We start from the raw sequence: 24986 nt of genomic DNA on the forward strand, positions 1-24986 counted from the left end.
AGCTCCCGAGGCTTATGTATTCGTTCTGTATACAATAGCGCCGGTCTGAAAATCGTTCAAGGCCAAAATTGGCGTAATATGATACCCAAATGTGATTAAGTGTATACAGATGATCCAATTCCACTGTCATCGCCCGCGAAGGCGGGCGATCCAGTACTCCGCAGCGGAAGTTTTCTGAACAAATTGACGCCGCGGAGTACTGGATTCCCCGCCTTCGCGGGGAATGACGGCGGTGACTGCGGGCCAAGCGGACGCGGCCCCCTCCAGGAAGGGGTAAGAGGAGCGGCCGCGTTGGTGGCTACGCCCCGAACACCTTCTTCAGCCCCGCCTGGGCTTCTTCCTGGATCCGCTTCAGGTGCTCGGTGCTGCGGAAGCTCTCGGCGTAGATCTTGTAGACATCCTCGGTCCCGGACGGCCGCGCGGCGAACCAGCCGAAATCGGTCTCGACCTTGATGCCGCCGAAGGGCTGGCCGTTGCCGGGGGCCTTGCTCAGCGTCGAGCGGACCGGATCGCCGGCGAGGTCCCTCAGGCCGAGCTGCTCGGGCGTCACCGACTTCAGGATGTTCTTCTGCGGCCCGGTGGCGGCAACGTCGATGCGGGCGTAATGGGGCACGCCGAATTCGGCGGTGAGGTCACCAAAGAGCTGGCTGGGATCGCGGCCGGTCTTGGCCATGATCTCGGCGGCGAGCAGGCCGAGGATGACGCCGTCCTTGTCGGTGGTCCACACCGTGCCGTCGCGGCGCAGGAACGAGGCCCCTGCACTCTCCTCGCCGCCGAAGCCGAAGCTGCCACCAACGAGGCCGTCGACGAACCATTTGAAGCCGACCGGCGTCTCCACCAGCTTGCGGCCGAGTTTTTTCGCGACGCGGTCGATGATCGAGCTCGACACCACGGTCTTGCCGATCGCGGCATCCTTGCGCCAATTCGGCCGGTGCGCGAACAGATAGGAGATCGCGGTCGCGAGGTAATGGTTCGGATTCATCAGGCCGCCGCTGCGCGTCACGATGCCGTGGCGATCGGCGTCGGTGTCGTTGGCGAACGCGACGTCGAAGCGGTCGCGCATCGCGATCAGGCTCGCCATCGCGTAAGGCGAGGAGCAGTCCATGCGGATCTTGCCGTCCCAGTCCACCGTCATGAAGCGGAAGGTCGGATCGATCGCCTCGTTCACCACCGTCGCCTTGAGGCCGTAGCGCTCGATGACGGGATGCCAGTAATGCACGGCGGCGCCGCCGAGCGGATCGATGCCGATATTGACGCCGGCGGATTTGACGAGATCGAGATCGACGACATTGCCGAGATCGGCGACGTAAGGGGTGATGAAGTCGTAGGCGTGCACGTTCGCGGCCTTGCGCGCCCTCGCGTAGTCGATGCGCTTCACGCCCTTGAGGCCATCGGCGAGATAGGCATTGGCGCGCTTCTCGACGACACCCGTGACGTCGGTGTCGGCCGGGCCGCCATGCGGCGGATTGTATTTGTAGCCGCCATCCTCGGGCGGATTGTGCGAGGGCGTGACGACGACGCCGTCGGCGAGACCCGACGTGCGGCCCTTGTTGTAGGTGAGGATCGCGTGCGAGATCACGGGCGTCGGCGTATAGCCGCCGTCCTTGTCGATCATGACCTCGACGCCGTTGGCGGCGAACACTTCCACCGCGCTTGCCAGCGCCGGCTCGGCCAGCGCGTGGGTGTCGATGCCGATGAAGAGCGGGCCGGTGAGGCCTTTTTCTTGTCTGTAGTCGCAGATCGCCTGCGTGGTCGCGAGGATATGGCCCTCGTTGAAGCTGTTCTTGAACGAGGTGCCGCGATGGCCTGACGTCCCGAATGCCACCCGCTGCGCGGGATCGGCGGCATCGGGCTTGCCGGCGAAATAGGCCGTCACGAGCCGCGGAATGTTGGTGAGCGCGTCCGGCGAGACCAGCTTGCCCGCCGCGGGATTGACATCAGCCACTGAAATATCCTCGTCCTGTCGTCATCGAGATAGCGGGACACCATAGCATCGACCCGGTGTCCGCCAAACCACAACACACGCGACGGGTGAGGCGTTCCTTGGGCGGGGCGCAGTCGTCATCTCGTTCATCCTTCATTCCGGCTCGCGCCAAGTGGCGCGGCCCGAATGACGCGGAGAGAGGCCGTCTTGGCATCTTCCCGAAGCCCGTTGTTAACTTCGACGCCCTATGACAGGCCCATGCGACGTGATCGGACACGCTTCAATCGCGGCGCGACGTGGAGATACGTCGCGGTCGCCCTGCTTTTGTCGATTCCGATCTGCGCGCATGGCAAGGACGGCGCGCCGGACGAGCCGCGCACGACGCCAGCTGCGGAGAGCATGACGGAGCTCGGCGCCGGCGAAACGCCATCGTCCCGTGCCGAGATCCGGAAAATCATCGAGCGGGAAACCGCGAAGACCGGCCTGCCTGCCGATATCGCAGAGGCCGTCGTCTTCGTCGAAAGCGGGTACAATTCGGCCGTGATCGGCAGCGTCGGCGAGATCGGCCTGATGCAGGTGCGGCCCGAAACCGCCGCGATGCTCGGGTTCCGCGGCAACAATACGGAGCTCGCGGAGCCTGATATCAACATCCATTACGGCGTGCTTTATCTCGCCCGCGCATGGCGCCTCGCCGGCGGCGATCTCTGCCGCGCCCTGATGAAATATCGGGCAGGTCACGGCGAGGAAACGATGACGGCGCGCTCGCAAGTCTATTGCAACCGCGCCCGCAACCGTCTCGTCGCGATGAACTCGGCGGCTCTGGAAGGCGGCGTTGCGGCGCTCGATCCCGCGCCGGCGGCGGCCGTGCCGGATCCGCCTCCGGCGGCAGCAAAGGCAGCAAAGACGGCGCAGAAGGTGCCGACGCGTCCCAAGGACGTCTATGCGCGCTACCGCCAGGGCACGGCAGCCGCCAGCCGCGCCTATTGGGCCGCGCATGAAGCGAGGGTCAGCCTCATCAGGGCGCGGATCGAAGCGAAGTGGAAACGGGTCGCCTCGCGCTGACCGCAATGCGTCCCCTGCGCTTCAGGTTATGTTTGAGCACGATCTTGTCGGAAAACCGCTGCGCACTTTTCCGGATCGTGCTCTAGAGCCGCTCGCTGAGTGCGAGCCTGTAGCCGACGCCGGCGGTCGCGATCACGGGCCTGCCGCTGCCGATCAGCTTGCGGCGCAGCCGAATTGGCCCACAATTCTCGTGCCGCGCACCATCGCGCCCGCCCTGGCTTGCGCCAAGCGGCGTCGGGGCGGCCGAGCGCCGATCCGGTACATTCGGCTCCCGATTCAACCACTGGTTAACGTAAAGACAGCCTTCGGCTTCGGAAAAGCCGGCCGCGCCTCTATTGTCTCCGCTTGCAGGTGTGCGAAACCACGGAGCAGGCGTTATGCAGGGGCAGGCCCGGTCGGCTGCCGGTCGAACCGAACGAGGCGCAGCGCACCTCAGTCGCTCGCACACGCTCGACTTCCTGCGCGGCCTCGCCATCCTCGGCGTGATCGCGATCCACGTCTCGCAGTCATTTCCGTCGAACATCCACGCAATCGACTACGCCTTCATGTGCGGCTGGACCGGCGTCAACGTGTTCTACTTCGTCAGCGCGATGACGATGTGCCTGATGTGGACGCAGCGCGCCGGCGAAACGAGCCCGACGCGCAAATTCTACATCCGGCGTGCCTTGCGCATCGCGCCGCTGTTCTGGCTCGCGATCCCGCTCTACCTCGTCCTCAACGGTACGGGACCGAGCTACAACGCGCCCAATGGAATCGGGCCGCTGCAGGTGATCCTGACCGCGACGTTCCTGCACGGCTTCTGGCCCGACAGCGTCAACAGCGTGGTGCCGGGAGACTGGTCGATCGCGGCGGAGATGACGTTCTATCTCGTCTTCCCGCTCCTGATCGTCGCCTTCGGATCGCGCCGCGGTCTCTATCTCGCGCTCGCGCTTCTGCTGCACCTCGTCAATGTCTGCCTGTTCAAGCCGTGGGCCTTCGAGCTGTTCTCGGCCTATTACGGCCCCGGCCACGACTCCTTCGTCTGGACCACACTGCACTACAGCTTCCTGAACCAGCTGCCCGTCTTCCTGATCGGCTGTGCGCTGTTCTTCTCGCTGCGCGACGGCTTCACCAGATCCGACGCCGCGATCTTCTGCGTCTTTATCGCGCTGTCCTTCTTCGCCAATCGCGCGACCGGCGCCCACGAGTTCAACTATCTGATCATCAACCTCGTGCTCGGCGCGATGGTGGCGGGCTGCATCCGCCTCGCGGTACACTGGTCGCCGATCGAGGCGCTCGGCCGCAATTCCTATTCGATGTATCTGTCGCACTTTGCGGTGATCTCGGGCCTGCACCGGATCTGGCCGTTCGCGGACGGGCTGGCCTCGCTGCTGGTGACTTACCTCGTCACCATCGCGCTCAGCTATCTCCTCGCGCGCGCGACCTGGCACCTGGTCGAGCGGCACACCCAGGACCTGGCGCAGCGCCTGACCTCATCGGCGTCCGCCCGCCCGGCCATCGGCCCCGTCGTCGCGGCCACGGCGACCGGCGTGCACTGAACGCGCGTCCTTCGCCGCTTGCCTCGCCGCAGCCTTGGTATCTACTGTGCGCTCCCGGCTTCACACTGGAGAAGGCGCATGGAGGTCATCCTGCTCGGCACCGGCGGCCCGCGCCCGGACCCGCGCCGCATGGCGACGACCACGCTGATCCGGCTCGGCGAGGAGAACATCCTGTTCGACGCCGGCCGCGGCGTGATGGTGCAGCTCGGCAAGGCCGGCGTGCCGCTCGGCGCCATCAACACGGTCTTTCTCACCCACCACCATTTCGACCACATCGGCGACCTCTACGATGTGATGCTCAATTCATGGATGCACGGGCGCAAGGACGAGCTGCGCATCTTCGGGCCGCCGGATACCGAACGGCTCGTCAACACGCTGGTCACGCAGGTCTACGACAAGGATATCGCTTGGCGCGATCAGGGCGAACCGACCTTCGGCGGCTGGAAACCGGTCGTCGCAAAGGACATCGTTCCAGGTCCCATCCTCGACACCGGCCGCTGGAAGATCACCGCCGAGCTGGTCTCGCATGGCGACGGCCTCGACATGTCGCCGGCCTTCCTCGCGCGCTGGATGTGCCTCGGCTACCGCTTCGAGGCTGAGGGCAAGGTCATTGCGATTTCCGGCGACACCGTCCCCTGCCCTGGTCTCGAACGGCTGGCGGAAGGTGCCGACCTGCTCGTCCAGGTCTGCTTTCTCGCAACACCGGAGATCAACAACGAGCATTTCCGCCGGCTTGCGAAATACACGATCGCCTGCGGCGATACCGTCGGCAAGGTCGCGGCCAAGGCCGGCGTCAAGAAGCTCGCGCTGACCCATCACCGGCCGCGCACCGACGACACCATGCTGAATGCGCTCCTCGCGGATGTGCAAAAGGACTATTCGGGCCCTGTCGTGCTCGGCGAGGACCTGACGCGGATCGAGGTCTGAGCGCCTCGATCTCAGGACGATCCGATCTCGATCCGATACGACAAACGCTGTTCCGCTCCAGGCGCGATCTGCATCAGGCCGGGCTTGTCGGCGAACTCGCCGTCGAAGCCTTTGGGGCTGGCATAGCCGCGCCAGGGCTCGATGCAGATGAACGGCGCGCCTGAGGGCTTCGACCAGACGCCGAGTTCGCGAAAGCCGCGCCAGGACATCTTCAGCCACGGCGCGGCGGATGCGTCCTGCCCGGCGGCATAGCGGACCGAACTGCTCTCGATCCGGTCGAAGATGATGGCATCGTCGACGAACAGGGATTCGGACAAGGGCAGCACCGTGCCGTTGACCGGGCTCGGCTCCGCTGCCGCGCGCAGCAATCCACCATCGAGACGGCGGACGGCAGATGCCTCTGCGTTGGCGAAGGTCAGCGCATAGCTTTCCTTGGGCACACCCGCCTGCAGCGGCCAGTTGAAGGCCGGATGTCCGCCGAGCGAAGCCGGCAACATCTCCTTGCCGGTGTTGACGATCGTGAGCACGAGATCAAGGCCGGCGTCGTCGATCGTATAGATGGCCGTCAGGCGGAACGCGAACGGATAGAGCGCGCGCGTCGCCTCGCTGTCTTCGAGCACCAGCGTGCAACTGGTCGTATCGCGCCCAGCCCAGGCAAAGCGACTGTCACGCGCAAAACCGTGCTGGGTCATCCGGTAGGTCCTGCCCCGGTGCCGCAATTCGTCGTCCGCAAGACGCCCGACGATCGGGAACAGCAGCGGCGCATGGCGCGGCCATTCCGGCCCCGCCTGCCAGATGAACTCGAGGCCGCTTGCGTCCTTCAGCGAGCACAGCTCGGCGCCGTGGGCCTTGATGGTCGCGGTGAGAAGGCCGCTGTGGATCGTGTGCGTGTCGTCGGTCATGGATGATCTGAGGCTGACACCTTACGGGAATTAACAGGGCGAACGCCGCAAAACCGGCCCTGCTTCTATCGCACTTCGGGGAAATGACCAATAACGACAGGGTTTTGGCGGCCAAATTCCCACAAAATCGGTCACGGGAAATCGGCCTGCGATTTGCAGGAAACGGCGCCCCATCGACCGGAAGCTCGCCGCAATGCGCCGATTGGACCTTCGGGATGCGTGCAGTCCGCTGCAGGAAGCGCAAGCGCCAAATATGTTTGACGGCTGAGATTTTGATCCCTAAGTAAGCGTTAGCGAGGGGGTTCAACGAACCTGAACTCGCCGCTTCAGAAATCCGAACGAGAACCGACATGATGAGATGCGCGATCCTCGCGCCTCGGTCTGTGGCGTCTTTGTGCGGCTTTCTGCTGTACAAAGGTCTCACTCCAAGGCGTGAACGCCCACCAAAATGGAGATGAGACGATGGAATTTGATGAAGGCGCCAGCGATAAGCGCGGCGCACCGCACCCGCCGGCCGAGCGGCGTCCATATGAGGTCGGTTACGGAAAGCCGCCGAAGGCCACTCAATTCGGGGTCCGTCCACAGCCGGCGCGGCATGGCCTAGCGAGGGACGCTCGTTCTGAGCGAAAGCCAGATCTCGCAAGGGTTTTGGACCAGCCCATCGAGGTCAAGATCAACGGGCGGAGGACCAAGCTGCATCCACATGCGGCCATGCTTCGCGGCCTATTTGCCAGGATAATCCAGGGGCAGCTTCGAGCGATCAAGCAGTTCCTACGCGAGTGCGAGCGTGCTGGTCTGTTCGACTCCGAGGTCCTGCAGTGCTCAGTCGTGGTGCATGCTCCGAAAAACGTCCCTCTCGAGCTTGCAGGTTACATTCTCGAGCGCGAGGGGCCGCCGCCATGGAGCGAGGAGACGTTGAGGCCCTATCTCGCTGACTATCAGCGCGATCTTGCGCGGCTGAAAGCGCTGAAAGAGGAGGCGCTCCGCCAGGCCCGCGCGGGAGGCGAGAATGTCTACTAACGGGACGAACCAAAAAAGCGCCGCGGGCAAGCGCAAGGCTCCACCCCAAGACTCGCGGTTCAAGAAGGGTCAATCGGGCAATCCGGCCGGTCGGCCGAAAGGGGCGGTTAGCGTCGCCGGCATCACCCGAAAGTTCGCATTAAATAAAGTCCCCGTCGCACTCACGGGGAAGCGACAGCGGATGACGCGGCTTGATGTCACCCTGCTCAAGCTGAAGGCTCTCGCAGCGCAGGGCTCGCCCGCGGCGGCGGAAGAGCTCAGCAGGCTGCGGGCGCGCCTGACTCCGAACGCGGCGGATCAGAAAGCAGCTTACCTGGTGGTGCCGGAGCTCGTATCGATCGAAGAATTCATCGCTGAGGAGGAGGAGCGCACCAGAGACAAGGTTGAGCCAGGCACCGCAATCAACCTTGATGCCGAGGAGTTCATCAAAGCCGTCCGCGGCGAGCCGACAGTCTACGGCCAGGCCTTGCTCGCGCATAGCAGGAAATACGGCAATTTAAACCAATGACTGACCCGCAACCGACGCTTTACGAAATATTTGACGAAACCAACCTGGAGTTCTGGCGACCGCGCATCGAGAGCGGGATAATGCCCGATTCAGAGCAGCTTGCCGCTTTGCTGGACCAAAACTGGGCCAAACCACTTCCATCGTGGTTGCGACCCGTGGTCCTTCAGGCTGTGCGGGGCAAGCTGAAAGCGAAACGAGGCCGCCCTGCAAGGAGTCTCTACTATCAGGTCTGCCTCTCAGCGGCGATTGCGCAATACGAGCGCCTACTGAAACAAGCGGTGCGCGCGAGGAAGGGCGCGAACCGGGCGGGTGCTGTTAAAACCCCGAAGGGGCGAACTCGCGAGCCACTGCATGAACGGTTGGCCGAACAGGTCGTTAGCGAGTGGAAGCTCCCGATCAGTTGGAAGTCGTTTTTGAACGAGATAAGTTCACGAAAATAACGACACTTTTTCATGGATGAGCCCCTGAGGGCCGTCGAGTAAGCCTCCTTGATAGTCAAACAAGGAGACTCCTTCGTGCACAACAACTCACCCCGTCCGCCGCATCATCGCCAACTCACGATCATCTATCAGGACCGAACCCGCCTCACCCCCCGACCGACCAATCCCCGCACGCATTCCAAAAAACAGATCGAGCAAATCGCCACCGCGATCAAGAAATTCGGCTTTACCAATCCGATCCTCGTCGATCAGGACAACGGCGTGATCGCCGGCCATGGCCGCCTTGCCGCGGCGAACTTGCTCGACATCAGCGAGGTCCCGACCGTTCGTCTTGCCGACATGAGCGAAGCGGAGATCCGGGCCTACGTGATCGCGGACAACAAGCTTGCGGAGAACGCGGGTTGGGATAAGCGCCTGCTTGGGCTCGAACTGCAATATCTCTCCGAACTCAAGATTGATTTCGATGTCACCATCACGGGATTTGAGGCGCCCGAAATCGATATCCTGGTCGGCGACATCGCGGACGCGGCGCAGCGCAGCGACAACGTAGCGGACAAGCTCATCGAGCCGGCTGCAGGACCCTCCATCAGTCAAAGCGGAGACCTCTGGCGGATTGGCGAGCACCGCTTGATCTGCGGCGATTCGACCCAAGCTCAGACCTATCAAGCCCTGCTCGGTGCCGCGCGAGCTCAGATGGTGTTCTCGGATCCGCCCTACAATGTGCCGATCGCCGGAAACGTCTCCTGTCACGGCGAGATTATCCACCCTGAGTTCGCCATGGCCTCAGGCGAAATGTCCAAACACGAGTTCACCGCCTTCCTGAACGCGGTCTTTCGCAACCTCGCCGCCCACTCGGTGAACGGTGCAATTCACTTCCAGTGCATTGATTGGCGGCACATCCAGGACATGCTCGCGGCTGCCGAGGGTGTCTACACCGAGCTGAAGAACCTTTGCGTCTGGACCAAGAACAACGCCGGCATGGGCTCGTTCTATCGATCCCAGCATGAACTCGTGTGCGTGTTCAAATCAGGCTCCGCCCCGCATATCAACAATATCGAGCTCGGCAAGTTCGGCCGTAACCGGACCAACGTATGGAACTATGCCGGTGTAAACGCTTTCGGATCATCGCGCGCCGACCTTCAATTGCATCCAACCGTCAAGCCCGTGGCAATGGTCGAGGATGCGATCCGCGACTGCTCGCGGCGCAAAGGCATCATCCTTGATCCCTTTCTCGGCTCGGGCACAACCCTCATCTCCGCTGAGCGAACCGGCCGGATCGGCTACGGTATCGAGATCGATCCGCGCTATTGCGACGTTGCACTCCGCAGGCTCAAGGCAGTGTGTGGACTCGAGGCAGTACTGGAAGCAACAGGCGAGGCGTTCGAGGGGGTTGCAGCTCGGCGCCTCGGCGGTCAGGCCTGCCCGAGTGAAGCCGCTGAATAGCTGGGCCGGGCGCGCGCAGCGGGTTCACAGGTAGGCGCTCGCGGCCATGCTCCACTAAAGAATGCGCTCGGCTATCCATCGGAACAGGCCGGCATCGATCGCATCTTCGGCGACCTTCTCCGCCGACCAGACGTGGACGTTGGGCATATCTAACGGCGGTCGGATCGGCTGGCGGGCTGTGTGATAAACGAAGAAGAAGGTGCCGCCGCTCGCCTGCCGCCGAAAGCGCTCAAGATAGTCCTCGAACGTCGCTTGCGTTGCCTGTGACTTGACCTGCACCCAGGCGCTGCTTCCGATCAGTGGCTGCCGAGCGACGAAATCGACATCCGCCTGAGCTCCGCCGAGCGCGGTTTCGCGCTTATAGCCGCCATGGGCGAAGATCAGATCGACCAGCGTCTCAAAATCCTGCCAATCCAACCGGCACACCATCTCCGCTGCCGTTGCCGCCATCTCCTCACGCAATTGATCAGCTCTGAGGCGAAGTGGCTCATCTTCACCCCTGATCCGTCGCAGCAAATAGTCCGCCTCTTGTACGGCACAGATGGCCCGCTGATAACTCGCGGTCCGGCTCAGAGCCGAGCTGACACTGCGTTCGGTCAATTCAAGACCGCTCAGGCTTCTGTTCGACCAAGGGGCTCGCACCGGACGATATCTGGGCGGCCCCTCAAGGCCGGCTCTGTCGCCTTCCAGAACCTCCGCTTGCGCGAACGTCCACCACACATATCCATCCGCGATCGTAAACCACAGCGTGTCCTCCCCGAGACCATAGAACTCTTTCAGCTCGCGCTCGTCGTCCTTCAAAGCGCGCTCGTTGCGGCCCATCGCAATCAATTGCCGGCGAACCTCGGCCCAATCTCCCCTGTTACAAGCATCATGGCCAACGCCGCGGAAATCGAGCGGGACGATGCCACGCCTGATCGCATCACCGGCCCATTTGCGGCCGGGACCCAGCTTGATATAGCGCACGTCGGCTACCCTAAACGGTGCAGCTTCCGGACCATCGCCCCTACCCTTTGTCACGCTTAGCAGCCCTCGTTTGCTCATCTCGACACCACGCTTGTCCAATCAACTGATGCGGACTTCGCTCTGCCCGCGCCGGAAGTCGAGCGGGCTCGCGGGTTGATATCAGAACAGAGTTAATCTGATCCTATTTTGGGATAATCCTGATCTGGGATCACATTGGCCGCCGCCGAATCAAAGCGCCCGGCGGCCAATGGAAAAGTCCCTCAGATCCGCCGAATATGCCCGATTGGTCGCCCTGCTTGTCGCCACGCGGCATAAGGCCGGCATCCGACAGCAGGGGCTCGCCAAAAAACTGCGCAAGCCTCAGTCTTTTGTGGCAAAATACGAGGGTGGCGAACGTCGCTTGGATGTCATTGAGTTCATCGCCATTGCCGAGGCATTGGGCGCCGACCCGCTGAGGCTGTTGCGTCAATTCCTACGAACCAAAAAAGCCTGAAGCGCCGCGGGGGCGATCAATCTTGCATGATGATCCGACGTCCGTGCCAAAAGCTTTCAGGACCTTCCGCTGTTCGCGCTGAGCGGCTTTCTCGTAACGATCAGTGCGATGACCCCGCTCGGCCTGCCCAGGTGAAAGACTTCCAACAACGACGACGAGCATCCGAGAGCGAATGGCTCGGACCTCATTCAATGTCAGCCGAACACGCACCTAATCAGTCGGAAGTCCGAACCATCTCGGGCGTGAACCCCGGTGTGCTATGCGTCAGCCCCTGCGCAATTGACGGTCGCAACGCGGGCCAACCCGTCCCGAAGCGCTTGGGGTTCGAACGAGACCTACCGACTTTTCGGATTGCTTAAGCTTTTTTGCGTTAGTTTCGCTTGGCTTCGCATTATCGATTTGGCTCGGTTCCCGTCGCTGATCCTTCGCGGATGGCGAAGTCCTGCAATCGTTTGCCGTGCTCGCGTCGTGATCAGCTGTCCGTGCGAAGAGCTTTGAGCACCCTTCGCTGCTCGCGGTGTGCGGCTTTCTCATAGCGGTCAAGTGCGATGATCCCTTTGGCCTGACCAGGCGATGACCCTTCCAACAGAGAAGCGAGCATCCGTGAGCGGATCGCTCGGACTTCATTCAATCTCAGCTTAACCCGCGCCAGATTGGTCGCGAACTCCGGACTCATCTCGGACATCAGACCCAGTGCGCTGCTCCTCAGCGCCATCAGCCCACAGTCTCGATCCGCTGCAGCGCGCGCCAGCCCGTGGCGAAGTGCATTGCGGCTCGAACGAGACTTACCGTTTTTCGTCTTGGGGCCAGTGCTTTTCTTTGCGTTTGCTCGATTGGCTTCGAATTGTCGTTTTGACGTCATAGCTGGCCCGAGCTTCTCCTTCCAACGATGCCTCTGCGGCCCAAGAACAGCAATAAGCCCTGCAAAAGAGCAAGAATGTTGCTGCAGAAAGGACTGGAATTCACGCCCGATCGGAGCGTTACTGATTCCAACAGGCGAACAACAACGCCATTCGCCGGTATTTCCGCCCCGCAAGTCCGGGGCTTCGGGCAGTGCGGCAAGCCACGTCGCGCGTTCCTGAGTGGGAGTTACCGGTGACATCATCAATTCGAGCACAAGATTCAGCCACACCGCGCCAGATCATCAACTTCAATCCAAACGTTCGCCGCCATTTCATCGGCGGCTCGGATGCCCGCATCGTCATGGGCGACGACCAGAACGCCCTCCTGCGACTATGGCGTGAGAAACGTGGTGAGATTGAGCCAGAAGATCTCTCGGACAACTTGATCGTTCAACTCGGGACTGTGACTGAGGTCCTCAACCGTGCCTGGTACCAACGCGCGAGCGGCCACACCGTCAAGGATATCCAAAGACGCGTCCGCCATCCTGTCCACAAATGGATGGCCGCAACCCTGGATGGTATCGTCGAGCAGTCGGGAGCGGTCTTCGAAGCCAAGTTCATGCTGCCTTGGGCTTTCAGCGAGGAGGCCGCCGCCGAGAAACACATGGCGCAGCTGCAACACAACATGTGGGTAATGGCCGCCCGCAATTCGGTGCTCTCGATCATCACCGGCGGTGGCAAATGGGTCGAAATCACGATCCACGCTGACCCATTGTACCAGCACGTCCTGCTCACCGCCGAGAAGAAATTTTGGCGCTGCGTCCAAATCGGGGAGCCTCCTGTTCTCTTCAACATCGAAGCGCCCCGACCGCGCCTGGAGGCGGTCAAGGTCGTTGATATGTCCTCCTCCAATCAATGGGCGGACTTGGCGGCGACTTACCTGCGGACGCGAGAAGCCCACGGCGAGCATGAGGCCGCCAAGGCTGATCTCAGGAGGCTCGTTCCGGAAGATGCCAAGGAAGCGGCTGGGCATGGCATCAAGGCGAAGCGCTCCAAATCCGGCGCTGTCAGCTTCGAAGCCCTGATCAAGGAGGGCTCCCATGCATCGCTCTAGCGAGCATATCGGGACCATCGCTGCCGCCCTCGCCCGAGCTCAAGCTGAACTGATGAACCCCGAGAAGACCCTGACCGCGATCATCAGCTCCCCGTTCCCGCGGGAGCAGGCGAAAATCTTCCGCTACGCCTCGCTCGCCGCAGGCCTCGATATTGTTCGCAAGACACTCAGCCAGCAGGAGATTGCCACCATCCAGACCACCCGGATCGAGCAGGGCACGGGCCAGATCCACCTGACCACCCTGTTGGCACATGCCTCTGGAGAATGGATCTCCTCAGACCTGCCGGTCTGCGCCTCCAAGGAGGTCGAGGCGCCGCATCGAATGGGGGCGGCCCTGACCTACGCCCGCCGCTATGCCCTCTTCGCCCTCGTCGGTATCGCCGGCGAGGACGATCTGGACGCGCCAGACGTCATCACAGGCCCTCCGGCCGCTGCCGAGCCAAAAACCGTCCCAGAGCCGCAAGGAAAGCACTCCAAAGAGGTGCTAAACCGCGCCCCCGTCTTGCCGCCGGAACGCTCAGCCGAACTCCTGCAACGGCTGCTCGGCGAGCTAACCCGCCAAGAGGGCACTGACGAGCTGCTCATCTGGGCCAAGGCTAGCCTGCCTCTCAAGAACACCCTTCTGCAGGCGGACGCCCGCATCCTCGAAACAGCCTACCAGGAGAGACTCGAAGGAATAGTCCTCAGCGACTTTGATGCAGCACAACAGCCCCGCGGCCCACTGGCCGACGAGTCCGTGGTCCCTGAAGCTTCCGGCACAGCATCCAACGGTGTTGAGGCAGCTGCCGCTGGCTCTCCTCCAGAGCATGCTGGCCTTGCCTTCCCAAAGGAGCCGCCGCGGCGACGCAGCAAGAACCATCTCGCCTTCGTCCGTAGCCAAGGTTGTCTGGTCTGCCAAAAAGCGCCTGCCGACGCGCATCACCTGAAGTTCGCGCAGCCACGAGCCTTGGGACGCAAAGTCAGCGACGAGTTTACGGTGCCGCTGTGCCGGTCACACCATCGATCACTTCATCGGCACGGTGATGAGCGAGGCTGGTGGGCGAACCTGCAGATCGCTCCGCTATCGATTGCCAAGGAGCTTTGGGATGCGAGCCCTGTCCATGTGGCAGAGGGTTCACAAATCACCCCAGCGATATCAGCCTCGATCCCGGAGACGCCGCGGTAATGAACCCGCAACTCAACCGGCTTCAGAGGCCCGCGACCACGATGCCGAACGAGGTCAAGGCGCTATGTCCGCCTCCTCACCTTCTCCCTGGAGAACGCATCGGTGACTATCACGCTGTTCAGGCCGCCATCTTCCAGGACATCAATCCTCAAACGGCGATCGAATGGCTACTGGCCGCCGATATCGCGGAACTGTCTTGGGAAATGCAGCGCTATCGTCTTCTACGCCACAGACTACTCAACGCCTATCGCCAAAAAGCAATCGAGATGGCGCTGCGTCGCATCGACGTGATCGGCATCTCGCCTGACTTTCAAGATCTCGCGGAGGTCTATACCGTCAAGAACGCCGTGGATTGGCAGCTCGACCCATCCGCGGCCCGCGACATCGAGGCTCGCCTCCACTCCCACGGCTTCGATCAACATGCCGTCAACAGCGAAGTTTACGTTCAAGCGAGAGAAGATTTGTCTCTCTTCGAAACGCTTCTGAACGGAGCCCAGCTGCGACGCCTTCCGTTGCTTAAGGAGATTAACAACATGCGACGTCACCACCAGGCCCGCACTCTAAATTTTTCACGAACATCTCAAATCACTGAGACAGAACATGGACGCTCGAGCTAAGGAGCTCGTCATCGAGAGCCCGCTAGATGACATTCGCCAAAATCTAAGAAAAACCAAGTAGTGCATCAAAGCGGCCCAGGGCTGCCCAACGCAGGGAGCATCTCGGAAGCTGTTCATCTCTCCGTGGAGCTTGACCGACTTTTACGATCTATGTCGTCTCCACGATCAATCGCATTGCAGGGCCGATCATCCAAAATTGGTCGATTTAGAAAGTGCCAAGCGACAGCGTCTGCATTTGGAAACCGAGCCCGGCATCATTAGTCAGCTTGGGGCGGAGCTCCGCCCAATGCTTTCGTAGACAAATCCAGCCGCTTCCATCTCTTCCGGGCGATAGATATTGCGGAGGTCGACGATGACGGGCTGGGCCATGGCGCTCTTCAGCCGGTCGAGGTCGAGCGCGCGGAACTGGACCCATTCGGTGACGATGACGACCGCGTCGGCGCCTTGCGCGCAGGAATAGGCGTCCTCGCAATAGGTGATGCTGGGCAGCTCACCCTTCGCCTGCTCCATGCCGACCGGGTCGAAGGCCTTGACGGTCGCGCCCATGTCGATCAGGCCGGTGACCAGCGGGATCGACGGCGCATCGCGCATGTCGTCGGTGTCGGGCTTGAAGGTGAGGCCGAGCACCGCGATGGTCCTGCCGCGCAAGCTACCGCCGAGCGCCTGGCTGACCTTCCGCGCCATCGCGCGCTTGCGGTTCTCGTTGACCGCCAGCACGGATTCGACGATGCGGAGCTGCACGTCATGGTCCTGGGCGATCTTGATCAGCGCCTTGGTGTCCTTGGGAAAGCACGAGCCGCCGAAGCCGGGACCGGCATGCAGGAACTTGGTGCCGATGCGGTTGTCGAGGCCAATGCCGCGGGCGACCTCCTGGACGTTGGCGCCGGCCTTTTCGGACAGGTCGGCGATCTCGTTGATGAAGGTGATCTTGGTCGCCAGGAACGCGTTGGCGGCGTATTTGATCATCTCCGCGGTGCGGCGCGCGGTGAACATCAGCGGCGCCTGGTTCAGCGACAGCGGACGATAGAGGTCGCCCATCACCTTGCGGCCGCGCTCGTCGGAGGTGCCGACCACGATGCGGTCGGGGAACTTGAAGTCGCGAATCGCCGCGCCCTCGCGCAGGAACTCGGGGTTGGAGGCGACGACGACGTCGGCGTTAGAATTGGCCTCGCGGATGATGCGCTCGACCTCGTCGCCGGTGCCGACCGGCACGGTCGACTTGGTCACCACCACGGTGAAGCCGGACAGCGCCTGCGCGATCTCCCTCGCGGCGGCGTAGACATAGGACAGATCGGCGTGGCCGTCGCCGCGGCGCGAGGGCGTGCCGACCGCGATGAACACGGCGTCGGCCTCGGCGACCGGCTTCGACAGATCGGTGGTGAAGTCCAGCCGCTTGGCCTTGACGTTGCTGGCAACCAGCTCATCCAGACCGGGCTCGTAGATCGGAATCTCGCCGCGATGAAGGCTGGCGATCTTCTTCTCGTCCTTGTCGACGCAAGTGACCTCGTGACCGAAATCCGCAAAGCAGGCCCCGGACACCAGTCCCACATAACCCGTGCCGATCATCGCGATTCGCATGAAAAACCTAGCTCCAATAGGGACAGATGTTCCACCGAACATCTTAGTACACTTCTTTATCTGCTCGCACGCCCAACATTGGAGCAGGTTCTGGAGTAGTCCGAATAAACCTTAACCGCGCTGTCTTGCGGGAAGATCAAGTCTGCGCCCGGACGATAGAGAATCGCGCAATGGCGCACCACTATGGGGCCTCATGCCGCGCCGTAGGAAACCCACGACGAAGTCCGCTACTTGCTGAAGGAACGCTACTCCGACCTCAACTGAAACGACGCGCCCCAGACACTCGCCTCTCACCGGACGTGCCGCTCGATAGCCCCCTCCACTGTAGGTACCCCAGGCCGAGCCGGTGAATTCCTTCATAAGTATACTGCTTGATAGACCTTTCTCCGCAGACGACAGTGACTTGTTCAAGTCGATGAATGTCAGTCCGTTCTGGTCGGCATGGGCGCGCAGCAGCTCATTGAGAGCACGAATGTCATCAAGTATCCCGCCGTACACCGTCCTCGATCATTCGTGATGGTGGACTGGATGTAGACATCGACTTTCTGCGCGGGAAGCCGATCGATGATCCCTCGATAATTCTCAAAAGAGACAGCGACCGGCTGATTCGAGCGCGAAGTCGTTAAAACCCACCATGAGAAAGACGCGCTGTGCTCCGACGGCAGCGATGGCGTCCATTCGCTGGAGAATGTCATCCGTGCGATCACCGCTGATGCCGCGATTCGCAATGCTCGTACCGGGAAAACATGTCGCGCCATTCCGCCGCCTCGGTGAGGCTCTCACCGACCATGACAACGTCGGCATGTGGATGGAACGTCTCAAAGCCCGTATTGCGCGGCCGCGGAGCGGTTCGGGGAAACCAGCGCCGCAACAACGGTTCGCCGACGATCCCTCTTGCGAGCGTCTGCGTCGACCGCATGAGACAGACTTTTTCCTGGGAGATCACTCCGGGGGCGAAGGCGGCCAGCGCAATGAGAATGTGTTGGGCGCCGAGTTTCATTGGAACGGAGTTGAGCGCAAACGTCGCTCACCGTGGTCCACGATCTTTTGCTTTGAAGGGGCAAACAACGCCGGCGATGCGGCCTTCTCAAGGGCTCGGAGGCTTGGTCTGAGATTGGAGACGCAGAGACAGACCCAGCTCACGGGCTTTGCGATGAACTTCACCGGTTGACCGGCCGAGTTCAATTGCGATTTGAGATGCACGCCGCTTCTGCGCCAGCATCCTCAGCCGTGAGATCTCTTCCTCAGTCCAACGGCGCATTTTCGCCACCGCATTGCTATGCAATTGCACAACTCGGTCGCGACGGGCCCGTTCCTCACCCTTCGCCTGCGCGATCGGTCGAATTGTTCGACGATGAACGGGCTCCTCGCTCCAGAAGAGCGACATTGCCACATTGAGATGAAGTTTGTTCAAGTTCCGCAGCCAAAAAACTAGGCAGACTGGCAAGCCGGCTTCTTCCTTAGCTGTATCGCATACGAGGCGTCGTGCGCGCCGGCCTATCCGGCAGCGTGCGCGCGCGTTAGCAGCGTCCAGCTCGAGCACTTCGCTACGAAGTCTTGCTCTGAATGCTCCAGCGGCACTCCAGCCACTAACGCCAGATCGACGGTCCAGCAAGCCTCAGTTCAATAGCCCGCCAGATTGGCGACGAGACCCTCGTTTGAGGCGCTGACCTTGATGTGAATGACCGACCGTCCCTCGTCGTCGTGGCGGTTCTTTCCCACCACCACCAGCGCAAAACTGTCGCTACCCTTGAAGTCCGAGTTGGCGAAATAGCGAAATCCGGGACCGACCAATGTGAGCTCGCCGCCTCTCGGCTGCTCCGCGACGGACACGCTATAGATTTGCATGGTCGACCAGCGAAGGCCCTGAATGCAGTTGGCGCCCGGCTTGATCGTCATCGACCAATCGATACTGTCGCCGGCGAGCTTATAGGGCTGATGATCTCGCAGGCAATTTGGGGTCGCGTTGGCTTGGCCGATGAGAAGAGCGCTGATCATCGGCATAACGAGAGCGGGAAAAGTGAACGGTTTCACTGGCGCCATCCTTTTTTGAGGACGATGCGCCAACTCGGGCTAACGTTCGGTAAGGCCCGGCCGCAAAGGGCCCGCATTGGTAAATGTGAAGCTAAATCCCGTTAGCAGGTTTGCGAGACGACGCTGGCAAGACCGTGAAACGAACGGGTATAAAGCCGGTTCGGCTGGTTCGTTCGAACACACTTGTCCTCCCATGATGCGAGACAAAATTGAAGATCGCAATCAACCTCGCCATGCTAGCCTGTATGCTCGTTCCGACCGCGGCGGTCGCCGGTCCAAGCGCAGAGGTGGCCCGCAAGTGCATGCATTATTCCTACATCGCTTATCCGTATCAGCGCCCCGGATCGGTGCGGATGAGCGGGGATCGCCAAGCCTATTTCAGGAATTGTATGGAGAAGGAAGGCAATATTCCTGCTCCACAGACGCCTTCCTCATCCGCACAGCGCCAATCCTGATGTGCCTGCGATGGGGCCTAACTCCGCAATCAGTTGAACGGTGTTCACTTGGACGGTGTTCACTTGGACGACGTTTCAGCGTCCATCCTGCCGTTGTTGACGACACATTTGTTGAAATAGTCGTGCTGAGCACGCCCTGACCCCTTTGCACTGCCGGCTGCCGGGTTGCCGGGCTCGCGCGGCGGAAATTGCTTGGCCGTCAATGCACTGCATTTCCGCGCAAGCTCGGCCGTGAGTGCCGATGCGTGCCCTGGAAGGGCACCGACCGCAAGACACGTCACGGCCAGTAGCATCAAGGGCGATTTCCGGTTAGCGACCATGTGATGTTCCCGCACGACAGCTTTTCTGACGACCGGACCACTTGATCCGCCGCATCCAGCCATTCTAGTCGAGATGCATGGCGCCGATACAGCCGAAAATGCCGTATTCGTGGCAGGCGGATTGGTTTAATCTGACTGTCATGCACTCAAGAATGCCACCCAGGCGATGACCTCGGGCGACCTAATTCCTAACGATCCCGAACGGCCGGACCAGGCTCCTACGGAGATCCAATTCGCGCTCGTCATCGCCCGCATGATCGAGACGGTGGACAACAACCCCGAGCATTTGCGTCAGGCCATTTACGACCTCGCCCGCTACAAACTGCTGGAGCAGTTCACGCACGCCGATGCCAAAGATATCAAGCGCGCGCAGCAGGCGCTCGAGACCGCAATCCGGGGCGTTGAACACTTCTCGCAACAACAGCCGCTCATTGCGCCCTCGCCGACCAAGGTTCAGCGCGAAGAGGGCCCGGCCCGACTGGACCAGCTGCCAGGCTCTATTGCCGCTCAGGCCGCGGCGGCGCAGCCGACGCTGCCGGAGCCAGCCTGGCGCCTCGGACCGGACCACGTGGCAGGTCGCGGCCGAAGCCCGCAGTTTGCGCTGAAGCGACGAACTGCCGCGATGCTTGTCGTCCTCGGCGGCGTTTTGCTCGCTGTCCAGCAGCGGGAGCGGTTGTGGCACCTCACACAAAACTTGGCTCGGGATCTCGCTCCTCAGGAAACAGCAATTGCCTCCCCGCCGCCGGTCCAGCCCGCGAGCGCACCGGCGCCCACGCCTCCCCCGGTGAAGCCCGATCCGTTGCGGCCGACGGACTACGGCATCTACGCGGTCGCCGACAATCGTCTCGTGGAGCTGCCGCTCCTCCCCGGCAAGCCACCAGATATTCGCGTTGCGGTGTCGGCCGCGCTCAAGGCACCGAGCCCGACCGTGTTACCGAATGGGCACCCGAAATTCGTCGTGTTCCGCCGCGATTCCTCGGCCAATGCCGCCGATCGGGCCGAGGTTCGCATCCTGGCGAGGGTCACCCGTGAATTTTCCGCCGAGGCCGCCGGAAAGAGGCCGGATGACGGCGAGGCGACCTGGGTGATCAGGAACGTGTCGTTCCCGTTCCGTTCATCACCGCTCCCAAACGCACCCGAGATGTACGAGCTGCATAGTGAGGATCCCGAGCTTGAATTGGCACCGGGTCGGTACGCCCTGATCCTCAGGGGACAGGCCTACGATTTCACGGTCCCGGGAGAGATCACCGATGCCAGGCATTGCATCGAGCGCGTGGTCCTGACCACCGGGGTTCTCTACACCGATTGCAAGAAGCCCTGACGCCTTCCAATTCGCAATTCCGCGCCTAGCTTTATTGAGCTGTCGGTCAACTGCGTTAGATGGAGGCAACAATGCGTTCGTCCGTACTCACTGCTCTCGTCATCGCGATGCTCGGCGCCTCGACCGCGGCAGATGCTCAAGGAACGCAGCAACGAGGTCAGAGGGGCCAGCCACAGTCCGCGCGCAAGGGGGGTTGCCACTCAACCGAGCAACAATCCATTCCAAAATCCCATTGGTCAGGGCGTGCCGCCGGCGGTCTCGGCGAATCCCAATGTCAACAGCAACAACACTGGGCTGACCAATAATCCGCCGCGCTGAGCATGCAGTGGCGGGATCGCCCTTCAGAGCAAGCCAAAATCTTCACGCCGAACGCATTATCGCATAGACTAGCAAGCTTATTCTGCGCTTACTTCGACTTCGATCGACGAGTTGCCGGAGATCCGCATCGACGATCCCGTGATGCTCAGCTTGAACGAATCGCTTCCGCGAGCGCCCTCATTGGACAAGTAGCGGAACGAAGGTCCCTGGATGATGACCTGGCCTGATTTGGGCATCTCCGTGATGGCGATATGATCGATCATGATCGTCGACCATCGCAAGCCCTGGATGCATTGCCCGCCCGACGCGATCTTGAACGACCAGCGAACCGTGTCCGATTGAAGCTTGAATGGCTCCGGATGCAGGAGACATGTCCCCCCGGCCAGTGCCGCCGCGGGCAGGACCGTCGGGAGAAAAACAAACGTTCTAAGTATCGGGTTGATCAGAACACACCTCGTTGCCAAAAAATCAGACTGCTAGTACTTCGCTCCGTAGCCTGATCGATAACCATACGGTGCCTGTCGCGCCGGCGCCAACGGTTTATAGCGCCCGGTGCCGCGCCGGGTCCTGTGGTTAGAAACGCGCAGCAGACTTCACGCTTAAGGAGATTTATCTTTGATGAAAGTGGACGCCTAGCTTTTCAACTCAGTGGGCTGACGAACATGCACCGCGACATCAAAGAGACGCTGATCGGCTCGGCCGCGATCATTCTTTTTGGCGCCGCCGTTATCCGTTGGCCCTCATTCGGCCATTTCGTCGATCAATTCTTCTTCTCGTATTGTGTTTCCACTTGGCATTTCCTGCGCGGGCTATTTTCTTGAGGCCGATTGTCCATCGCTATTCAACCGTCGGAAGGAAGATTGGTCAGCGCAGTGAAATTTCCTTGAACTCGACAACGAGGTTAGACGAGCTGCGAAGATCACCCTGCGCTATGCAATCGAAGTAGCAGCTATTCAGGGTAGACAACAATAGCCCGTTTTTTCGACTTAGCTATGCCAGCTGCCAGAACGCCGCCGACCAACACTTTGGGCAGGCTCGAGAATGTCAGTCTAGTTCCAGGAGCGGAACTTCATTTCCTAACATTCGCTTTAGAAATTGCGAAGGACTCGATCGCTAGCTTTTGCGAAATCAACACCTCCTGTTCTCTACATCATTCGTCCAACGAAATTAAGGTGGGCGAACGCAAATGGCTTCCACGAAAGTTGTCACTAGGCTCTCCGATGGCTCTACTCAAAGTCTCGAATACCTCAACGGCGTACTCATTTCTCGAACCATTGCATATCCGAACAACAGCAAAGATGTACTTCTTTCAAACATCACGGGACGCAGCTACGTGGCCGAGCACGACGTCTATAATCCCGCAGGTGTCCTGACCAGCATCACGCGTACGCACTCCAACGGCTCGCTCGATTACAACTACACACTGGGGTCGGATGGAGCCAAGGTCACCGCACAATACGATGCGGCCGGCAAGATCCTCACCCGCTCCATCGTCCAGGCCGACGGCTCATCGGACTTACAGACCTATGCCAACGGCGTGATGGTCAGCGAAACTGTCATCCACGCCGACAAGAGCAAGGACGTGATGCTTTCAAACATCACGGGACGCAGCTACGTGGCCGAGCACGACGTCTATAATCCCGCAGGTGTCCTGACCAGCATCACGCGTACGCACTCCAACGGCTCGCTCGATTACAACTACACACTGGGGTCGGATGGAGCCAAGGTCACCGCACAATACGATGCGGCCGGCAAGATCCTCACCCGCTCCATCGTCCAGGCCGACGGCTCATCGGACTTACAGACCTATGCCAACGGCGTGATGGTCAGCGAAACTGTCATCCACGCCGACAAGAGCAAGGACGTGATGCTTTCAAACATCACGGGACACAGCTACGTCGCCGAGCACGACGTCTATAATCCCGCAGGTGTCCTGACCAGCATCACGCGTACGCACTCCAACGGCTCGCTCGATTACAACTACACACTGGGGTCGGATGGAGCCAAGGTCACCGCACAATACGATGCGGCCGGCAAGATCCTCACCCGCTCCATCGTCCAGGCCGACGGCTCATCGGACTTACAGACCTATGCCAACGGCGTGATGGTCAGCGAAACTGTCATCCACGCCGACAAGAGCAAGGACGTGATGCTTTCAAACATCACGGGACACAGCTACGTCGCCGAGCACGACGTCTATAATCCCGCAGGTGTCCTGACCAGCATCACGCGTACGCACTCCAACGGCTCGCTCGATTACAACTACACACTGGGGTCGGATGGAGCCAAGGTCACCGCACAATACGATGCGGCCGGCAAGATCCTCACCCGCTCCATCGTCCAGGCCGACGGCTCATCGGACTTGCAGACCTATGCCAACGGCGTGATGGTCAGCGAAACTGTCATCCACGCCGACAAGAGCAAGGACGTGATGCTTTCAAACATAACGGGACGCAGCTACGTCGCCGAGCACGACGTCTATAATCCCGCAGGTGTCCTGACCAGCATCACGCGTACGCACTCCAACGGCTCGCTCGATTACAACTACACACTGGGGTCGGATGGAGCCAAGGTCACCGCACAATACGATGCGGCCGGCAAGATCCTCACCCGCTCCATCGTCCAGGCCGACGGCTCATCGGACTTACAGACCTATGCCAACGGCGTGATGGTCAGCGAAACTGTCATCCACGCCGACAAGAGCAAGGACGTGATGCTTTCAAACATCACGGGACACAGCTACGTCGCCGAGCACGACGTCTATAATCCCGCAGGTGTCCTGACCAGCATCACGCGTACGCACTCCAACGGCTCGCTCGATTACAACTACACACTGGGGTCGGATGGAGCCAAGGTCACCGCACAATACGATGCGGCCGGCAAGATCCTCACCCGCTCCATCGTCCAGGCCGACGGCTCATCGGACTTACAGACCTATGCCAACGGCGTGATGGTCAGCGAAACTGTCATCCACGCCGACAAGAGCAAGGACGTGATGCTTTCAAACATCACGGGACACAGCTACGTCGCCGAGCACGACGTCTATAATCCCGCAGGTGTCCTGACCAGCATCACGCGTACGCACTCCAACGGCTCGCTCGATTACAACTACACACTGGGGTCGGATGGAGCCAAGGTCACCGCACAATACGATGCGGCCGGCAAGATCCTCACCCGCTCCATCGTCCAGGCCGACGGCTCATCGGACTTGCAGACCTATGCCAACGGCGTGATGGTCAGCGAAACTGTCATCCACGCCGACAAGAGCAAGGACGTGATGCTTTCAAACATCACGGGACACAGCTACGTCGCCGAGCACGACGTCTATAACAGCAATGGGACGTTGACTTTTCGAGATCAGACTGCGTTAGATGGCTCGCACATTTTAACAAACTGCGAAGCCGCTTCTGTTGATCAAGCTCGCTTCTTTTCCAATGCAAGCGCATGGAATGCGGCCATAGATCCAAATACTACGAACTATACAACGCCGGACGCCATCCAGAACGTGCAGTTCAGGGACGCTACCCTGGGTAACAGCTGGATTCAGTCGGACAATGGCCTTCTAAATCACACGCCACAGAACGCGGCGCACATGACTTGGAATTTCGACGTTTTGAACCTGTCAAACGTGGGCGGCTCATTTTCCACACACGGAAGCCTTCAACTAGCGACCCCATCAGATTTGACAGCATTAGGTAACGACGGCGACGTCGTGTTTACTGATCCGGACGGGGTCCACTACTGGGAAGCATGGTTGGCAACTTACGACTCCGCCCATCAAACATGGCACGCGGCCTACCTAGTGGAAGGAGATCTGGAGGGAACAGGCTGGGGCACAGCGACCGGCATCAGCGGCGGAATTCGTGCTTTCGGGAGCATCGCTCCTTGGCGGTCTGGTCACCGGAGACGAACTGAACAAGCTATCCATCAATCATGCTCTATCGATTGAGCTCGATGAAAGTCAACTGAAGGCAGGCGCTACGCAGTACGATCAATTCG

The 24986-nt window shown here is 60.7% G+C and carries 24 protein-coding genes and 1 pseudogene; 15 read left to right on the plus strand and 10 right to left on the minus strand.

The annotated features are described in order from the left end of the window. Positions 1-298 precede the first annotated feature (298 nt). Positions 299-1945, minus strand: coding sequence for a phosphoglucomutase (alpha-D-glucose-1,6-bisphosphate-dependent) (pgm, locus tag ACVWY3_RS21480; protein WP_456840263.1), 1647 nt, complete (start codon positions 1943-1945; stop codon positions 299-301). Between the two features lie 237 nt (positions 1946-2182). Here pgm and ACVWY3_RS21485 point away from each other — a divergent pair, with 237 nt between their 5' ends. Then, the gene (locus ACVWY3_RS21485) at positions 2183-2986 is read left to right on the plus strand and encodes a lytic transglycosylase domain-containing protein (RefSeq protein WP_456840264.1); all 804 of its coding nucleotides are present in this window, start codon (positions 2183-2185) and stop codon (positions 2984-2986) included. 82 nt (positions 2987-3068) lie between these two features. Here ACVWY3_RS21485 and ACVWY3_RS21490 read toward each other — a convergent pair. Then, a pseudogene (locus ACVWY3_RS21490) lies at positions 3069-3158 on the minus strand (DNA-binding response regulator); the annotation flags it as partial. 205 nt (positions 3159-3363) lie between these two features. Between ACVWY3_RS21490 and ACVWY3_RS21495 the strand changes: the two are divergent. Both ACVWY3_RS21495 and ACVWY3_RS21500 read left to right on the plus strand, forming a co-directional pair. Further along, complete coding sequence (locus ACVWY3_RS21495; RefSeq protein WP_456840265.1) at positions 3364-4524, plus strand: acyltransferase family protein; 1161 nt, start codon at positions 3364-3366, stop codon at positions 4522-4524. Positions 4525-4602: 78 nt separating this feature from the next. Beyond that, positions 4603-5451 carry an MBL fold metallo-hydrolase gene (locus tag ACVWY3_RS21500; RefSeq protein WP_456840266.1) on the plus strand — a complete coding sequence of 283 codons (849 nt, stop codon included), beginning with the start codon at positions 4603-4605 and terminating at the stop codon, positions 5449-5451. Positions 5452-5462: 11 nt separating this feature from the next. Here ACVWY3_RS21500 and ACVWY3_RS21505 read toward each other — a convergent pair whose 3' ends face one another. Continuing rightward, entirely contained in the window at positions 5463-6353 is an 891-nt protein-coding gene (locus tag ACVWY3_RS21505) for an aldose 1-epimerase family protein (protein WP_456840267.1), read from the minus strand. A 432-nt stretch (positions 6354-6785) separates the two neighbouring features. Between ACVWY3_RS21505 and ACVWY3_RS21510 the strand changes: the two genes are divergently transcribed. From ACVWY3_RS21510 to ACVWY3_RS21520, 3 genes are read left to right on the plus strand one after another with little or no spacing between them, the layout of a single operon-like run. Beyond that, positions 6786-7373 carry a hypothetical protein gene (locus ACVWY3_RS21510; protein WP_456840268.1) on the plus strand — a complete coding sequence of 196 codons (588 nt, stop codon included), beginning with the start codon at positions 6786-6788 and terminating at the stop codon, positions 7371-7373. Continuing rightward, entirely contained in the window at positions 7363-7881 is a 519-nt protein-coding gene (locus tag ACVWY3_RS21515; RefSeq protein WP_456840269.1) for a DUF5681 domain-containing protein, read from the plus strand. The genes ACVWY3_RS21510 and ACVWY3_RS21515 overlap by 11 nt, the downstream gene beginning before the upstream one ends. After that, positions 7878-8321: a hypothetical protein gene (locus tag ACVWY3_RS21520; RefSeq protein ID WP_456840270.1), complete on the plus strand. Its 444-nt coding sequence runs from the start codon at positions 7878-7880 to the stop codon at positions 8319-8321. The genes ACVWY3_RS21515 and ACVWY3_RS21520 overlap by 4 nt, the downstream gene beginning before the upstream one ends. Before the next feature lie 87 nt (positions 8322-8408). Here the strand turns inward: ACVWY3_RS21520 and ACVWY3_RS21525 are convergent, their stop codons facing one another. Next, positions 8409-8597, minus strand: a complete 189-nt coding sequence (locus ACVWY3_RS21525; protein WP_456840271.1) for a hypothetical protein — start codon at positions 8595-8597, stop codon at positions 8409-8411. Here ACVWY3_RS21525 and ACVWY3_RS21530 point away from each other — a divergent pair. Continuing rightward, on the plus strand, positions 8583-9764 hold the full coding sequence (locus tag ACVWY3_RS21530; RefSeq protein ID WP_456840272.1) for a DNA modification methylase: 1182 nt from the start codon (positions 8583-8585) through the stop codon (positions 9762-9764). The genes ACVWY3_RS21525 and ACVWY3_RS21530 overlap by 15 nt on opposite strands. Positions 9765-9818: 54 nt before the next feature. Here the strand turns inward: ACVWY3_RS21530 and ACVWY3_RS21535 are convergent, their stop codons facing one another. Further along, a complete protein-coding gene (locus ACVWY3_RS21535) occupies positions 9819-10730 on the minus strand; it encodes a restriction endonuclease (protein WP_456840273.1) in 912 nt (303 codons plus the stop codon). 247 nt (positions 10731-10977) lie between these two features. Here ACVWY3_RS21535 and ACVWY3_RS21540 point away from each other — a divergent pair, with 247 nt between their 5' ends. Beyond that, complete coding sequence (locus ACVWY3_RS21540; protein WP_456840274.1) at positions 10978-11223, plus strand: helix-turn-helix domain-containing protein; 246 nt, start codon at positions 10978-10980, stop codon at positions 11221-11223. Positions 11224-11695: 472 nt separating this feature from the next. On the opposite strand, the gene ACVWY3_RS21545 is transcribed toward ACVWY3_RS21540, so the two are convergent. Then, on the minus strand, positions 11696-12085 hold the full coding sequence (locus tag ACVWY3_RS21545; RefSeq protein ID WP_456840275.1) for a hypothetical protein: 390 nt from the start codon (positions 12083-12085) through the stop codon (positions 11696-11698). Between the two features lie 278 nt (positions 12086-12363). Here ACVWY3_RS21545 and ACVWY3_RS21550 point away from each other — a divergent pair, with 278 nt between their 5' ends. From ACVWY3_RS21550 to ACVWY3_RS21560, 3 genes are read left to right on the plus strand one after another with little or no spacing between them, the layout of a single operon-like run. Beyond that, complete coding sequence (locus ACVWY3_RS21550; protein WP_456843417.1) at positions 12364-13179, plus strand: YqaJ viral recombinase family protein; 816 nt, start codon at positions 12364-12366, stop codon at positions 13177-13179. Next, entirely contained in the window at positions 13166-14344 is a 1179-nt protein-coding gene (locus tag ACVWY3_RS21555; RefSeq protein ID WP_456840276.1) for an ERF family protein, read from the plus strand. The genes ACVWY3_RS21550 and ACVWY3_RS21555 overlap by 14 nt, the downstream gene beginning before the upstream one ends. Continuing rightward, entirely contained in the window at positions 14344-14961 is a 618-nt protein-coding gene (locus tag ACVWY3_RS21560) for a hypothetical protein (protein ID WP_456840277.1), read from the plus strand. Before ACVWY3_RS21555 ends, ACVWY3_RS21560 begins: the two co-directional genes overlap by 1 nt. Positions 14962-15222: 261 nt before the next feature. On the opposite strand, the gene ACVWY3_RS21565 is transcribed toward ACVWY3_RS21560, so the two are convergent. The 3 genes from ACVWY3_RS21565 to ACVWY3_RS21575 form a co-directional block, all read right to left on the minus strand. Further along, positions 15223-16539 carry a UDP-glucose dehydrogenase family protein gene (locus ACVWY3_RS21565; protein ID WP_456840278.1) on the minus strand — a complete coding sequence of 439 codons (1317 nt, stop codon included), beginning with the start codon at positions 16537-16539 and terminating at the stop codon, positions 15223-15225. A gap of 703 nt (positions 16540-17242) precedes the next feature. Further along, complete coding sequence (locus ACVWY3_RS21570; protein WP_456840279.1) at positions 17243-17539, minus strand: hypothetical protein; 297 nt, start codon at positions 17537-17539, stop codon at positions 17243-17245. 623 nt (positions 17540-18162) lie between these two features. Next, on the minus strand, positions 18163-18573 hold the full coding sequence (locus ACVWY3_RS21575) for a hypothetical protein (protein ID WP_456840280.1): 411 nt from the start codon (positions 18571-18573) through the stop codon (positions 18163-18165). A 209-nt stretch (positions 18574-18782) separates the two neighbouring features. Between ACVWY3_RS21575 and ACVWY3_RS21580 the strand changes: the two genes are divergently transcribed. Together ACVWY3_RS21580 and ACVWY3_RS21585 are read left to right on the plus strand one after the other, a co-directional pair. Continuing rightward, positions 18783-19028: a hypothetical protein gene (locus ACVWY3_RS21580; RefSeq protein ID WP_456840281.1), complete on the plus strand. Its 246-nt coding sequence runs from the start codon at positions 18783-18785 to the stop codon at positions 19026-19028. A 486-nt stretch (positions 19029-19514) separates the two neighbouring features. Next, positions 19515-20669, plus strand: coding sequence for a hypothetical protein (locus ACVWY3_RS21585; RefSeq protein WP_456840282.1), 1155 nt, complete (start codon positions 19515-19517; stop codon positions 20667-20669). A 395-nt stretch (positions 20670-21064) separates the two neighbouring features. Here ACVWY3_RS21585 and ACVWY3_RS21590 read toward each other — a convergent pair whose 3' ends face one another. After that, a complete protein-coding gene (locus ACVWY3_RS21590) occupies positions 21065-21250 on the minus strand; it encodes a hypothetical protein (protein WP_456840283.1) in 186 nt (61 codons plus the stop codon). 399 nt (positions 21251-21649) lie between these two features. Here ACVWY3_RS21590 and ACVWY3_RS21595 point away from each other — a divergent pair, with 399 nt between their 5' ends. Continuing rightward, positions 21650-21808, plus strand: coding sequence for a hypothetical protein (locus tag ACVWY3_RS21595; RefSeq protein ID WP_456840284.1), 159 nt, complete (start codon positions 21650-21652; stop codon positions 21806-21808). A gap of 365 nt (positions 21809-22173) precedes the next feature. Beyond that, positions 22174-24936, plus strand: a complete 2763-nt coding sequence (locus ACVWY3_RS21600) for a hypothetical protein (protein ID WP_456840285.1) — start codon at positions 22174-22176, stop codon at positions 24934-24936. The last annotated feature ends 50 nt before the right edge of the window (positions 24937-24986 follow it).

The sequence above is a fragment of the Bradyrhizobium sp. USDA 4486 genome (assembly GCF_054057995.1).